Annotated in this window: 15 protein-coding genes and 1 pseudogene; 13 read left to right on the top strand and 3 right to left on the bottom strand. The window is 71.1% G+C overall.

Annotation, left to right across the window (positions count from 1 at the left end; all coding sequences use genetic code 11):
• Positions 1-82: 82 nt before the first annotated feature.
• From EP757_RS32365 to EP757_RS32325, 9 genes are read left to right on the top strand one after another with little or no spacing between them, the layout of a single operon-like run.
• Complete coding sequence (locus EP757_RS32365; RefSeq protein WP_127552204.1) at positions 83-826, top strand: ATP-binding protein; 744 nt, start codon at positions 83-85, stop codon at positions 824-826.
• A gap of 48 nt (positions 827-874) precedes the next feature.
• Positions 875-1,999: an inositol-3-phosphate synthase gene (locus EP757_RS32360; RefSeq protein WP_127552203.1), complete on the top strand. Its 1,125-nt coding sequence runs from the start codon at positions 875-877 to the stop codon at positions 1,997-1,999.
• On the top strand, positions 1,992-2,924 hold the full coding sequence (locus tag EP757_RS32355; protein WP_232050111.1) for an SCO3242 family prenyltransferase: 933 nt from the start codon (positions 1,992-1,994) through the stop codon (positions 2,922-2,924). The genes EP757_RS32360 and EP757_RS32355 overlap by 8 nt, the downstream gene beginning before the upstream one ends.
• The gene (locus EP757_RS32350; protein WP_127552201.1) at positions 2,921-3,739 is read left to right on the top strand and encodes a sugar phosphate isomerase/epimerase; all 819 of its coding nucleotides are present in this window, start codon (positions 2,921-2,923) and stop codon (positions 3,737-3,739) included. The genes EP757_RS32355 and EP757_RS32350 overlap by 4 nt, the downstream gene beginning before the upstream one ends.
• The gene (locus EP757_RS32345; RefSeq protein ID WP_127552200.1) at positions 3,736-4,305 is read left to right on the top strand and encodes an EboA domain-containing protein; all 570 of its coding nucleotides are present in this window, start codon (positions 3,736-3,738) and stop codon (positions 4,303-4,305) included. Before EP757_RS32350 ends, EP757_RS32345 begins: the two co-directional genes overlap by 4 nt.
• A 15-nt stretch (positions 4,306-4,320) precedes the next feature.
• On the top strand, positions 4,321-5,172 hold the full coding sequence (locus EP757_RS32340) for a TatD family hydrolase (protein WP_127552199.1): 852 nt from the start codon (positions 4,321-4,323) through the stop codon (positions 5,170-5,172).
• The gene (eboE, locus tag EP757_RS32335) at positions 5,172-6,260 is read left to right on the top strand and encodes a metabolite traffic protein EboE (protein ID WP_127552198.1); all 1,089 of its coding nucleotides are present in this window, start codon (positions 5,172-5,174) and stop codon (positions 6,258-6,260) included. The genes EP757_RS32340 and eboE overlap by 1 nt, the downstream gene beginning before the upstream one ends.
• Positions 6,257-7,618: an alkaline phosphatase family protein gene (locus EP757_RS32330; protein WP_127552197.1), complete on the top strand. Its 1,362-nt coding sequence runs from the start codon at positions 6,257-6,259 to the stop codon at positions 7,616-7,618. The genes eboE and EP757_RS32330 overlap by 4 nt, the downstream gene beginning before the upstream one ends.
• Entirely contained in the window at positions 7,615-8,625 is a 1,011-nt protein-coding gene (locus EP757_RS32325) for a polyprenyl synthetase family protein (RefSeq protein ID WP_127552196.1), read from the top strand. The genes EP757_RS32330 and EP757_RS32325 overlap by 4 nt, the downstream gene beginning before the upstream one ends.
• 3 nt (positions 8,626-8,628) lie before the next feature.
• Here EP757_RS32325 and EP757_RS32320 read toward each other — a convergent pair whose 3' ends face one another.
• Positions 8,629-9,132, bottom strand: coding sequence for a hypothetical protein (locus EP757_RS32320; RefSeq protein WP_127552195.1), 504 nt, complete (start codon positions 9,130-9,132; stop codon positions 8,629-8,631).
• 105 nt (positions 9,133-9,237) lie between these two features.
• Here EP757_RS32320 and EP757_RS32315 point away from each other — a divergent pair, with 105 nt between their 5' ends.
• The gene (locus tag EP757_RS32315) at positions 9,238-10,407 is read left to right on the top strand and encodes a glycosyltransferase family 4 protein (protein ID WP_127552194.1); all 1,170 of its coding nucleotides are present in this window, start codon (positions 9,238-9,240) and stop codon (positions 10,405-10,407) included.
• Here EP757_RS32315 and EP757_RS44180 read toward each other — a convergent pair.
• Together EP757_RS44180 and EP757_RS44890 are read right to left on the bottom strand one after the other, a co-directional pair.
• Positions 10,381-10,518, bottom strand: a complete 138-nt coding sequence (locus EP757_RS44180) for a hypothetical protein (protein ID WP_232050110.1) — start codon at positions 10,516-10,518, stop codon at positions 10,381-10,383. The genes EP757_RS32315 and EP757_RS44180 overlap by 27 nt on opposite strands.
• Positions 10,519-10,688: 170 nt before the next feature.
• Positions 10,689-10,892, bottom strand: a pseudogene (locus EP757_RS44890) (NAD-dependent epimerase/dehydratase family protein); the annotation flags it as partial.
• Between the two features lie 165 nt (positions 10,893-11,057).
• Here EP757_RS44890 and EP757_RS32305 point away from each other — a divergent pair.
• Genes EP757_RS32305 through EP757_RS32295 form a run of 3 tightly spaced genes read left to right on the top strand, consistent with a single transcriptional unit; the run spans position 11,058 to position 13,600 of the window.
• On the top strand, positions 11,058-11,681 hold the full coding sequence (locus EP757_RS32305) for a TetR/AcrR family transcriptional regulator (protein ID WP_127552192.1): 624 nt from the start codon (positions 11,058-11,060) through the stop codon (positions 11,679-11,681).
• A 54-nt stretch (positions 11,682-11,735) separates the two neighbouring features.
• Positions 11,736-12,803: a pentapeptide repeat-containing protein gene (locus tag EP757_RS32300; protein ID WP_127552191.1), complete on the top strand. Its 1,068-nt coding sequence runs from the start codon at positions 11,736-11,738 to the stop codon at positions 12,801-12,803.
• Entirely contained in the window at positions 12,800-13,600 is an 801-nt protein-coding gene (locus EP757_RS32295) for a class I SAM-dependent methyltransferase (RefSeq protein ID WP_127552190.1), read from the top strand. Before EP757_RS32300 ends, EP757_RS32295 begins: the two co-directional genes overlap by 4 nt.
• The last annotated feature ends 12 nt before the right edge of the window (positions 13,601-13,612 follow it).

Below are 13,612 nucleotides of genomic sequence, written 5' to 3'. Positions count from 1 at the left end.
GATTGCCACCTGTCGATGTCCGCAGGGATTAACCGGATCGAGCGGTAGTCGCAGGCACAGAATTGCCGCGGGGGCTTACGCGGTGTCAACTTCACTGGTGCTCTCCGACATCATCACGGAACGTGATCTCGACGCCGGTATCGCGCTCCTCCGGCTCTCCGGGCGGCTCGACCCTCCGCTGCTCAACGCCGCCGTGGGCAAAGCCGCCGCCGAGTGCCCGGCCGCCGTCGTGGTGGACCTGTCGGGGCTGCGGGCTGTCGGCGTACCGATAGTGGGCTTTCTCCCGGTCCTGAGCGTGCAGGTCCAGCAGACCTGGGGCGTGCCGGTGCTGTTCTGCGGCGCCACCGCGGAGATCGTCCGTGATCTCGGCGAGCAGCGGGGCGAGGTCGCCCTCTACGACCATCGCGACGACGCCGTGATCGCCATCCGTGCCGGCGTCCCCCGCTGGGCCTGCGAACATCTGCCGCCCGAGCCGATCAGCGTCAGCGCGGCACGCCGTCTCGTGGCCGATTCCTGCACCGCCTGGGGCCTCGATCGACTCGCCGAACGCGCCTGCCTGGTCGCCTCCGAGCTCTGCACCAACGCGATCCAGCACGCCGGCGGCGCCTTCGACATCATGGTCTCGGGCACCCCGATCTTTCTGCGGGTCGGGGTCCGGGACTCCAGTTCCGCGCCGCCTCGCATCATCAACCTCCCCGGTACGTCGGGAGCGATCGTGCCGGTGGGCAGCGGCCGTGGCCTGCGCATCGTGGCCGGCTCGTCCACCCATTGGGGCTGCACGCCGATGCCGGCCGGCAAGATTGTCTGGGCTTTGTTGCGCACCTGAACGACGCGTGAAAGATTGACTGAAACCGATTCTTCGCGGGGAGGTCGGATGGCAGTCGGACTATGGCTGGTCGGCGCTCGTGGCTCTGTCGCGGTGACCAGCGTCGTCGGGGCGCTGGCCGTGCGGGCCGGGCTCACGGAACCCACCGGGATGGTCACCGAGTCGCCGCCGCTGCGGGACGCGCACCTTCCTGACCTGACCGATTTCGTATTCGGCGGGCATGACGTCACGGATGTGCCGCTCGCCAAGAAAGCCGAGTCGCTGGCCGCCGCCGGGGTGCTGCCGGCCGCCCTCATCCCGGACCTCACCGGGGTCGAGGAGGAGGTCAAAGCCCTGCCGGTGGGTGGCAGCCAGCGGGAGACCGCGGCGCTGATCGCCGCCGACATCACCGGGTTCCGGGAGCGTCACCGCCTCGACCGGGTCGTGGTGATCAACGTGGCGTCGACCGAGCCGGTTGTTTCCGCCCACCCCGCCTTCTCGTCGCTGGCCGAGCTCGACGACGCCCTCGGCGGAGATCCGGTGCTTCCGGCGAGCGCCCTCATGGCGTACGCGGCCTTCACGTCCGGATGCGCTTTCGTCGACTTCACGCCGTCGACCGGGGCACGGCTGCCGGCCCTGGACGAGCTGGCCGTGCGAGAGGGGCTGCCCTACGCGGGCCGGGACGGCAAGACCGGCGAGACGCTGGTGAAGTCGGTGCTCGCGCCGATGTTCGCGATGCGCAACCTGCGGGTCCGGACCTGGTCGGGCACCAACCTGCTGGGCGGCGGCGACGGCGCCAACCTCGCCGACCCGGCGGCGAACGCGGCGAAGGCGGGCAGCAAGCAGCGGGTCCTCAAGGAGACGCTCGGCTATCAGCCGCAGGGGCACAGCCTGATCGAGTACGTCGACGACATCGGCGACTTCAAGACGGCCTGGGACCTGATCACGTTCACCGGATTCCTCGGCGCGGGCATGCGGATGGAGTTCAGCTGGCACGGCTGCGACTCGGCGCTCGCCGCGCCGCTGGTCCTCGACCTGGCCCGGCTGACGGCGGCGGCGCACGCGTCCGGACGGTCCGGTCCGCTGCCTGAACTCGCCTTCTTCTTCAAGGATCCGATCGGGAATGTGCCGCACGGGCTGGCCGATCAGTGGGCGCTGCTGGCGCGGTTCGCCAGGGAGCTGCCCCGTGCCTGATCTCCCAGCCCCGCGTGACCTCATCGCGCTGGTGCGTGCGCCCGCCGCGCTCTCGGTGCCCGGCGACGCCATCGCGGGAGCGGCCGCGGCCGGGACACTGGGCCCTCGTACCGGCGGGCTGGCCGCCGCGTCGATCTGCCTCTACTGGGCCGGGATGGCCGCGAACGACTGGGCCGACCGCGACCTGGACGCGATCGAACGCCCGGAACGACCGGTCCCGTCCGGCCGGGTCACCCCGGGGCAGGCCCTCGCGGTGGCGTCCGGCCTCACCGCCGCCGGCCTCGGCATCGCCGCTCTCGCCGGTGGCCGCCGAGCCCTGGCGGTGGCGGCGCCGCTGGCCGGGGCGGTCTGGACGTACGACCTGTGGGCGAAGGACACCGCCGCCGGGCCGCCGATGATGGCGCTCTGCCGCGGACTCGATGTGCTGCTCGGCGCCAGTGGTGGCCGGATCCGTGCTGCCCTTCCGGCGGCGCTGACGATGGCCGCGCACACCGCCACCGTGACGGCGCTGTCCCGGCGCGAGGTCAGTGGGGGCAGCCCCGCGCTGCCGGGCGCGACCCTCGCCGCCACCGCGGCCGTGGCCGCTGCCGCCGCCCGGCGTCACGGCGCGTCCGCCGGCCCGGCTGCCGCCGCCCGCCGTCAACCGGTGTCGCGCGGATGGCGGGCCGCGCCGGCCGGGTGGCCGGCTGCGGCATGCGTGGCGCTGGCCGGGTGGTATGCCGCCTGGTACGGCTCGGCTCAGGTGAGAGCCGCCGCCGACCCCTCGGCCTCGCGGATCCGGTCCGCGGTCGGGGCGGGGATCACCGGGATGGCACCGCTGCAGGGGGCGCTCACCGCCCGGGCCGGCAATCCCGTGACCGGCATGGCCGTCGCCGCCGCCGCGCCGGTCGCCGGACTGCTCACCAAGCGGGTGTCAGCGACATGAGGCTCGGGTACGGCACCAACGGCTTCGGCAATCACCGCCTGCCCGAGGCGCTGACCGTGATCGCCGATCTCGGATACGACGGCGTCGCGCTCACCCTCGACACGAACCACCTCGACCCGTTCGCGCCGGACGTCGTCTCGCAGACCGCCGCGGTGGCGCGGGACCTCCGGCGGCTGAACCTCGCCGTCGTGATCGAGACCGGCGCCCGCTACCTGCTCGACCCCTGGCACAAGCACGCGCCGACGTTCATGCACGACGACCCGGCGCCCCGGATCGCCTACCTCCGGCGGGCCGTCGACATCGGCGCCGATCTCGGAGCGGAAGCGGTCTCGTTCTGGGCGGGCATCGCACCGCCGGGCGTGCGGGATCCGTGGGACCGGCTGGTCCGCGGCTGCTCGGAGATCCTCGGCCACGCCGAGCGGAAGGGCGTCACGCTCGGGTTCGAACCCGAGCCCGGCATGCTCGTCGAGGACCTGGCCGGCTGGCGGCGGCTGCACGCGGACCTCGGCGGTCCGCCATCGTTCGGCCTCACCCTCGACATCGGCCACTGTCGCTGCCTGGAGCCGCTGCCGGTCCCTCAGAGCGTCCGCGAAGCCGGCCCCTACCTGGTCAACGTGCAGATCGACGACATGCGGCGGGGCGTCCACGAGCACCTCGAATTCGGCGACGGCGAGATCGACTTCCCGCCGGTCCTGGCCGCGCTCGACGCCACGGGCTATCACGGCCTGGTCGCCGTCGAGCTGCCGCGGCACTCGCACGCGGCGCCCGCCATCGCAGCCCGCTCGATCGACTTCCTGAGGAAGGCGGCCGCATGACCGATGTCGACGATCTGCGCGCCGCTCTGAGCGACTCGCCGTGGCTCACCGGCGCGATAGCGAGGATCCGGGCCGATTCCCAGGCCATTCAAACGCTGTTCCCGGCCGCCGGCCGCCGTTGTGGCCGAGGGGCGATCGCTCCCGGCTGGACGGCCGATGAGGCGGCCCGGGCGCTGATGCTTTCCGCGGCGCCGGACGAGGCGGAGAACCTCTATCGGTACGGCGACGCCGACGAGAAGAGGGCCGTGCTGAAAAGCCTCCCGCTGCTCCCGATCGGCGACTCGGCCGTCGGGCTGCTGCACGACGCCCTGCGGACGAACGACACCCGGCTCGTCGCCGCGGCGCTCGGCCCGTACGCGATTCATCTCGACCCCGCGGCCTGGCGGCAGGCGGTCCTGAAATGCGTCTTCATGGGCATTCCGCTGGACGCCGTCGACAGCCTCCGCAAGCGCGCCGACGGCGAATTGGCCGCCATGCTGCGCGCGTTCGCCGACGAGAGGGCCGCGGCCGGCCGGGAGGTGCCGGCCGACGCCCAGGCTCTATTGGCTGAACTGACTGCTGGATGACCTGATGGGGGCCTGATGCGCATCTTCGATCCGCACATCCACATGACGTCCCGCACCACCGACGACTACGACCGCATGGCCGCCGCCGGGGTGCGCGCGGTCGTGGAACCCGCGTTCTGGCTCGGCCAGCCACGCACCGGACCGACTTCGTTCACCGACTACTTCGACTCGCTGATCGGCTGGGAGCCGTTCCGGGCCGGGCAGTTCGGGATCCGGCACCACGCCACGATCGCGCTCAACCCGAAGGAGGCGAACGATCCCCGATGCCGGCCGGTACTCGACCTGCTGCCGCGCTACCTGGCCAAGGACGGGGTCGTCGCGGTCGGGGAGATCGGGTACGACTCGATGACGCCGGCCGAGGACGAGGTCTTCGCCCACCAGCTCGCCCTCGCGATCGAGCATGATCTGCCCGCGCTGGTGCACACCCCGCACCGGGACAAGGCGCGCGGCACCGACCGCAGCATCGCCGTCGTGTCCGAATCCGGCATCGATCCGGGGCGCGTGGTCCTCGACCATCTCAACGAGTTGACCGTCGCCGCGGCGCTCGACGCCGGGATGTGGGCCGGATTCTCCATCTATCCGGACACGAAGATGTCGCCCACCCGAATGGTCAAGATCCTTCAGGAGTACGGCCTGACTCGCGTGCTGGTGAACTCCGCCGCCGATTGGGGCCGCTCCGATCCGCTGCTCACCGTCCGGACCGCCGAGGAGATGCTCGCCGGCGGATTCACCAAGGACGATGTCGATCGGGTGCTGTGGCGCAATCCGGTCGAGTTCTTCGCCCAGTCCGGGCGGCTGGACCTCACCGGCAACGGCGAGGCCGAAGCCACCTTCGCCGGCAATTCGATCCTGCGGGGAGGCAGTTGATGCACCTCAGCTACTGCACCAACGTGCACCCGGCCGAGGATCTGGACGGGATCATCGGCCAGCTCGACACGTACGCCGTGCGGATCCGCTCACGGCTGAGCCTGGACGTTCTCGGACTCGGCCTGTGGCTGGCCGCGCCGGTCGCCGCCGCGCTGGCCGAGGACACCGGCCTGCGCGGGCGTCTGCGGCGGGAGCTCGACGCGCGGGGTCTGGAGGTGGTCACGCTGAACGGTTTCCCGTACGCGGCCTTCCAAGCCCCGATCGTCAAGAACGCGGTCTATCACCCGGACTGGACCACGCCGGACCGCCTCGCGTACACCCTCGACCTGGCCCGGATCCTCGCCGATCTGCTGCCCGACCGGGCCTCGTACGGTTCGATCTCGACGCTGCCGCTGGCCTGGCGCACGCCGTGGGACGCGACCTACGCCGACACCGCGGCCCGGCGGTTCGACGACCTCGCCAAGGGGCTCGCCGCGATCTCGGGCGCGGCCGGCCGGCCGATCAGGGTCGGTCTCGAACCGGAGCCCGGCTGCGTCGTGGAGACCACCGGCCAGGCCGTCGAGCAGGTGTCACGGCTCGACAACGAGTGGATCGGCGTCTGCGTCGACCTCGCGCACCTGGCCTGCGCCTGGGAGGACCCGGCCGAGGCGGTCGCCCGGCTGACCAGCGCCGGGATACCGATCGTGAAAGTACAGGTGTCGGCCGCGCTGGAGGCCGCTGATCCGTCGGTGGAAGTGCTGCGCGAGTACGCCGAGCCGCGTTTCCTGCACCAGACCCGGAACGCATCGGGTGAGGCCGCCGACGATCTGGACGAAGCGATTGAGCGCGGTCTTTCCGGGCCGTGGCGGATCCATTATCACGTGCCGTTGCACGCCGCCCCCGCCGCGCCGCTCACCTCGACCGTCGCGGTCACCCGCGCGGCGATCCGGCACCTTCTGCCGGTCTGCCGGCATTTCGACGTCGAAACCTACACGTGGAATGTGCTGCCGGCCTCGCAGCGGCCCGGCGACGACGAGGAACTGGCCGCCGGAATCGCCGCCGAACTCGCTTTCGCACAGAACCTGCTCGCCGAGGCGGGCGCCCGATGACCCGGCTCGTGGTGCTCGACATCGTCGGCCTGACCCCGCGCATCCTCGCGCACATGCCCCGGCTCAGCGCCGTCGCCGACCGCGGATTCCAGGCCCCTCTCAGTACGATTCTGCCGGCCGTCACCTGTTCGGTGCAGTCCACATTCCTGACCGGCGAGACGCCGTCGGGTCACGGGATCGTCGGCAACGGCTGGTATTTCCGCGACCTCGGCGAGGTGTTCCTCTGGCGGCAGCACAACGCGCTCGTCGGCGGCGAGAAACTGTGGGACGCGCTGCGGAAGAGGCGACCGGGTAGCACCGTCGCCAACGTCTGCTGGTGGTACGCCATGGGCGCCGACGTGGATTGGACCGTCACGCCCCGGCCCATCTATTACGCCGACGGCCGGAAGGAGCCGGACTGCTACACCCATCCGCCGGAACTGCACGACACCTTGCCGACCTTCCCGCTGTTCAACTACTGGGGTCCGGGCGCCGGCCTGGCGTCGTCGAAGTGGATCTGCGAGGCGACTCAGCAGATCATGGCCCGGCACGATCCGGATCTGACCCTCGCCTACGTGCCGCACCTCGACTACGACCTGCAGCGCCACGGCCCGTCGTCGCCGCAGGCGATCCGTGCCGCCACCGAACTGGACGCGATCCTCGGCCCGCTGCTCGACGCCGCCTTCGCCCGCGACGCGACGGTGGTGGTGCTGTCCGAATACGGCATCACCGACGTGAGCCGTCCCGTCCACGTGAACCGGGCCCTGCGCGCCGAGGGCCTGCTGAACGTGCACACCCAGGACGGCATGGAATACCTGGATCCGTGGACGTCGCGGGCGTTCGCGGTCGCCGATCATCAGGTCGCGCACGTCTACGTCCGCTCGCCACGGGACGTCGCCGCGGTCGCGAAGATCTGTGCCGCGCTGCCCGGTGTCGATCAGATCCTCGATTCCAAGGACCAGGTGGCGTACGGGCTGAGTCACCCGCGTTCCGGGGAACTGGTCCTGGTCGCCGAGCCGGACGCCTGGTTCACCTACTACTACTGGCTGGAGGACCGGGCAGCCCCGGACTTCGCGCGCCTGGTGGAGATCCATCGCAAGCCGGGGTACGACCCGGCCGAGCTGCTCTTCGACCCGTCCGCCCCGGCGGCCGCGAAACGCCGGGCCGCCGTCGCACTGGCCCGCAAGAAGCTGGGCATGCGCTACCTCATGAACGTCGTCGGGCTCGACGCCGGCGCCCAGGCGATCCGCGGCTCGCACGGCCGGCTGCCGTCCGCCGCCGACGACGCGCCGGTGCTGCTCTGCTCCGACCCGGCCGCGGCCCGGATCACCGTCGCCGCCACCGAGGTGAAGGATCTGCTGCTGGAACTGGCGTCATGACCGATGATTTCCGGGACCGCATCGACGCCGTTCTCGGGGACTTCCTGGCGCGGCAGGAACCGCTCTGGCCGGGCGGGGCGCCGTACGACGTGGTCGGCCTTGTGAAGAGGTTCGTGATGGCGGGCGGAAAGCGTCTGCGGCCGGCTTTCTGCTATTGGGGCTGGCGTGGCGCGGGCGCACCGGACGCGGACGAGGTCGTCGTGGCGGCCGGCGCGCTGGAACTGTTCCACGCGTTCGCGCTGATCCACGACGACATCATCGACGGCAGCACGCTGCGGCGCGGGATGCCCTCGGTGCACGAGCAGTTCGCCGTCCGCGGCCCGCGGTTCGGCCGCAACGCCGCGCTGCTCTGCGGAGACCTGTGCGCTGCCTGGGCCGAGCAGATGTTCGGCGAATGCGGGCTGCCGCCGTCCGCGATTCTCCGAGCTCATCCGGAATTCTCGCTGATGCGCACCGAGGTCATCGCCGGTCAATACCTCGACATGACCACCGCGAACGGCTCGGTCGACGCCGCATTGACGGTCGTGAGGATGAAAGGAGCCCGGTACACGGTGACCCGCCCGCTGCGGATCGGCGCCCGGCTGGCCGGTGCCGACGACGCCCTCTGCGCGGCCCTGACCGCTTTCGGCGATCCGCTCGGCGAGGCGTTCCAGCTGCGCGACGACGTGCTGGGTGTCTTCGGCGACCCGGCCGTCACCGGCAAACCGGTCCTCGACGATCTGCGCGACGGCAAACCGACGGTGATGATGGCGCTGACCCGCGCGGCCGCCGGACCGGTGCAGCGGGAACGGATGGCCGCGCTCTTCGGCAACCCCGCCCTGGACGAACCGGGCGCCCGCGAGCTGCGCGACATCATCGTGGACACCGGCGCACTGGCCGGCGTCGAACAGCTGATCCGCGCCGGCCGCGACGAGGCGCTGGCCGCCCTGGACGCGGCCGCCATCCCCGACGAGGTCCGCAAGGAACTCGCCGAACTCGTCAGCGCCACCGTCGACCGCGCCCGATAGCGATCACACTCCGTGGGGCAGCAGCACCTCCGGGGCGTCCGGCATCGGCTCCAGGTCCTCGATCGGCGTGAGGAACACGTCGCTGACCTGTTTCGGCCAGAGGCTGCGGTACTTCTCCCAGAAGACGCGGAAGAACGGCGAGTGCACGTAGACGTAGCGGAAGTAGCGTTCCCAGTCGCCGGAGTACTGGCCCAGGACGTCCTCGGAGACCACGCTGATCTCGGCCAGGTTGCTCAGCGTCGCCGACATGCACATGAGCTCGACCTTGACGAGCTCCTCCTCGGGTGGCGGCTTGTCGCCGTGGAAGTACGCCCAGAGCTGCGGGCGGTCGAGCCACACCTTGTCGAACTCGAGCCACTGGACGGTGATGTTCTGGTAGAACTGCGCGCTGCTCACCTGCGCCGCGTGCTGTAGCTGCCGCCGCAACAGGATGACCTGCCAGAGCGTCGTGCCGAGGGCGCCGAGAGCCACGACCACCCCGGCGATGCTGATGATGATGCCGGTCATTGTTTACCTCCCCGTCCGGCAGCACGGGGACGATCAGCCGGAGGTTCACGCTCCGTGTGCCAGATTGGAAATCGCTCATTGACCGGGCGCTCTACGTTGACCGGCGTGAACATTCGGTATCTCCTGCACAACGCGTACGGGGTCGGTGGCACGATCCGGACCGTCTTCAATCAGGCCAGTGCGTTGTGTGAGCACCACGACGTCGAGATCGCCAGCGTCTACCGCAGTGGTGACGCCGTCCAGTTGCCCCTCGACCCGCGGGTGCGGCTGGTCTCGCTGACCGGCATCAACGAGAACGGCACGCGGCGCGGGCCTGGTCCTCGCCGGGTGTGGCGCAAGGCGCGGATGTTCCGCAACCCGTTCCCGCACGGGCGGGACTTCCGGTACAGGCGTTGGGATCCGATGGTCGACCTCGCGGTGGTCCGCTACATGCGGAGGCAGCGGGACGGCGTGCTGATCACGACCCGGCCGTCGCTCAATCTGCTCTCCGCGTGGGCGGCACCCCGGCGCCTGATCCGGATCGGTCAGGACCACATGAACTTCGACTCCTATCCGCTGCCGCTGCGCCGGGAGATCGTCAAGGGTTACCCGCGTCTCGACGCCGTCGCCGTGCTGACCCGTGCCGACCTGAGGTCCTATCGGGAGGCGCTCGGGGGCGGGACGCGGCTGGTGCGGATTCCTAACGGGATCCCGGTGCGGGCCGGCGTACCGTCTCCTTCTCGCACGCCCGTCGTCGCCGCGGCCGGAAGGCTCAACAGGCAGAAGGGTTTCGATCTCCTGATCGAGGCCTTCGCGCGCGTGCACGTGGCACATCCGGACTGGGAGCTGCACATCTTCGGCGCGGGGAAGTGGCGGGAGAAGCTGACCGCGATGATCGGCGAGCGAGGACTCGGGGGAGTGGTACGGCTGCGGGGGCTGAGCCGCGACCTCGACGGTGAGTTCGCCACGGCGTCGATCTTCGCGCTCAGCTCGCGGAAGGAGGGGCTGCCGATGGTGCTGCTCGAAGCCATGAGCGCGGGGCTGCCGGCGGTGGCGTTCGACTGCCCCACCGGCCCGGCCGATGTGGTGGAGGACGGCGTGAACGGGCTGCTGATCCCGGCCGAGGACGTCGACGGGATGGCGGCGGGACTGGTGCGGCTGATCGAGAACGGTAGTGAGCGGGCGCGGATGGGACTCGCCGCGCAGGCGACCGGTGCGCGGTACGAGATGCCGGCCGTGGTGGCGCAGTGGGAGGAGCTGTTCGGGTCGTTACGGGATGAGGCCGTTCGCGCGTAGCCACGCGGCCGTCCTCTTCATGCCCTCGTCCAGGCCGACCCGGGGTTCGTAGCCGAGCACCCGCCGTGCCTTGTCGATGGAGTAGGTGCCGGTCCGGGCGAAGTAGCGCATCGAGATGGCGTTGAACTCGGAGGCGCTCGTGCCCGGTTCCGCCCATCGGCCGAGGGTCGTGCCGGCGACGGCGGACAGGGCGACCGCAGCCGGGGTGGGCAGGCACAGCGGGCCACCGCGGCAGTGTGAACGACCAGGTCAGCGTCGATGTCCTGCCACGGCCCAGGCGCACTGACATCGCCGGCGGTGATCGGCCGGGGTGGTCCGCCGGCGCTGCTGCCGCCTGCCGTGATCTCCTGTGGTGGTCCGCTCATGCCGGTGTCGCCGGCCGCCGGACGGAGGTCGACTCCGCTGACGGTGTGGCCGTCGGCTCGCAGGCGGGCGGCCAGCGCACGCGCGATGAACCCGTTGGCGCCGGTGACGAAGACCCGCATCCGCCGAGTATGCCAACCATCGACGATCTCCCATAGCGATTGCCGGCGCGTGCCCGGATTGTCGTTCTCCTGTCCCGCCGGCCGGCGGGTCCGGACGTGAACGGGAGGAGCAGGCGGGACTGGTCGCTTCGATAGGCTGGCCTTCTTTCACGGGGGGACTTTCACGTGGCGAACCTGCGGGCGGCGCAGAAGGAGATGACCCGGAAGCTCTTGCTCACCACGGCGCTGGAGCTGTTCCGGACCAAGGGCTATGCGGCGACGACGGTGGACGACATCGCGTCGACGGCCGGGACCACGCGGGTGACGTTCTACGCGTACTTCAAGTCGCGCGGCGACCTGGCGCGCGCCCTGCTCGACGAGCTCAACGTGCTCCTCGAACGGACCGCCTCGCCGCAGCACGGTTCCACGGCGGTCGCGCTCGTCGACGTGGTGCGCAGCGGTACCCATGCCGACATGTCGGCGTGGCTCGAACAGCGCTCGCTGACCTGGGAGCGGATCCGCCCGCACCTCAACGCGATCACCGAGGCGGCCGCCGTCGACCCGGATCTGCGCGGGCTCGTCGACGGCTGGTTCGAGGAGGTCATCGCCGACATCAAGGACGGCCTCGACCAGGCCGGGCGCTTCGACCCGGCGGTGCGGCACTCACGGGCGGTGCTCGCGTTCGCCCAGCTCGACTACCTCGGCCAGCACTGGGTGGAGGGCCGCTGGGGCGTGGACCGGTCGGCGGTGGTGAAGGTGCTGGCGGAGAGCTGGTTCACGCTGCTGGGGGACCGGCCGTTCGAAGGCTGACCGATCTCGGACGCACCCTTTACGTCGCCTGCGTGCCGGAGGACCGTGACGTTCATGAGCCGTCGCTCGATGATGTGGACGGCCGGCGCCGCCGCCCTGGCGCTGGTGGCCATCTTCCTCGTCTTCGTCCTGCCGCTGCTGATCGTGCCGCCGCTCGCCGGTGAGCCGCTGTCCGACTCGCGGCTGAAGGTCCAGAACGAGGTGCGGACCACGATGGTGCAGATGATCGGCGGCATCGTGCTCCTCTGCGGCGTCTTCCTCACCTACCGCCAATATCGGTTGAACACCCAGAGCCAGGTCACCGAGCGGTTCACCGAGGCCGTCGAGCACCTGGGGAGCAAGAGCCTGGCGGTCCGGGTCGGCGGGATCTACGCCCTCGCCCGGCTCGACCGGGACTACCCGGCGGAGAACGAGTCGCTGATGGACGTGCTGGCCGCCTCCGTCCGGCAGCCGTTCGCCGACGACGAGCCGAGCACCCGGCATCTGCGAGCCGATCTCCAGGCGGCCGCGACCATTCTGGGGCACCGCCGCGTGGACCGGCGGACGCGCGTCAACCTGCGCAGGGCCCCGCTGGCGCATGTGCACCTGAGGGATGCGCACTACGAGCGGATGGCGCTGACGAAGGCCGACTTCCGGCGCGGCCAGCTCAGGGGCATCAACCTCGAGGGCGCGCTGCTGCGAGGCGCCGTCTTCGACGAGTCGATCATGGAAGGCGCGTTCCTGACCGGCGCGTTCCTGGTGGGCGCGAGCCTGCGGGAGGTACGCCTCGACGGCGCGACGCTGGACCGCGCATGGCTGCTCGGCGCGCGGCTCGATGATGTCCAGTGGGGGTCGGCACGGTGCGACGCGGCGTACTGTGATCCGGCCCCGATCCTCTCCTGGATGCGCGATCACCTCGGTGCGGCCCAGCCCTGGAAGTGGTCCGCGGTGATGCGACTGCTCGACACCCCGGGTTCCCGGCGTCTCGCCGGCCTGACCGCGCGGCTGCCCGCTGACGATCTTCCCGAGGGTCTGCGGCAGATCCGGCGCCACCTCGGAGGCGCGCTCTCGCTCCACTCCGGCTCGGAGGTGACCGAGGTTCAGATCGAGGGCGCCTTGTCGGTACGGGGGAAGCCCGCGTGAGTTTCGACGCACCGGCGGAATACGGCCGTTTCATGGGCCGCTACTCATCGTTGCTGGCCGTCCCGTTCGCCGCGTTCGCGCAGGTGGAAGCCGGGCAGCGGGCGCTCGACGTCGGCTGCGGCACCGGGGAGCTGACGGCGGTGCTGGCCGCCCGGCTCGGTCCGGGCGCGGTGGCCGCCGCCGATCCGTCGCCGGCGTTCGCGGACTTCACCCGGTCGCGGCTGCCCGGGGTGGACGTCCGGCGGGCCGCGGCCGAGGAGTTGCCGTACCCCGACGGGTCGTTCGGGGTCACCCTGGCGCAGCTGGTCGTGCACTTCATGACGGACCCGGTCGCCGGCCTGCGCGAGATGCGCCGGGTCACCCGCCCCGGTGGTGTCGTCGCGGCCTGCGTCTGGGACCACGCCGGTGGCGGCGGCCCACTGACCGTGTTCTGGCAGGCGGTCCGCTCCCTGGACCCGTCAGCGCCGGGCGAGGCCGGACTGGCCGGCGCGCGGGAGGGCCACCTGGCCGAACTGTTCGACGAGGCCGGCCTGCCCGGCGCCGAGTCCGCAATCCTGACCGTCACCTCGGCCTTCGCCGGCTTCGAGGAGTGGTGGGAACCGTACACCCTGGGCGTCGGCCCGGCCGGCGACTACGTCCGCTCTCTCGACGATCGCCGCCGCGCCGACCTGCGCGCCCGATGTGCCTCCCTGCTCCCGTCCCACGGCCCGATCACGATCACCGCGACCGCGTGGGCCGTGCGCAGCCTTTTCACAGGTTCGTCAAACGCCGCGTCCAACGCCGGCCCGGGACCCTGATGGCACAGGCCG

The sequence above is a fragment of the Actinoplanes sp. OR16 genome (assembly GCF_004001265.1).
In the GTDB taxonomy this organism is placed as follows: Bacteria; Actinomycetota; Actinomycetes; order Mycobacteriales; family Micromonosporaceae; genus Actinoplanes.
Note: the sequence above shows the minus strand (reverse complement) of the source record. Positions and strands in the feature narration are given on the sequence as shown.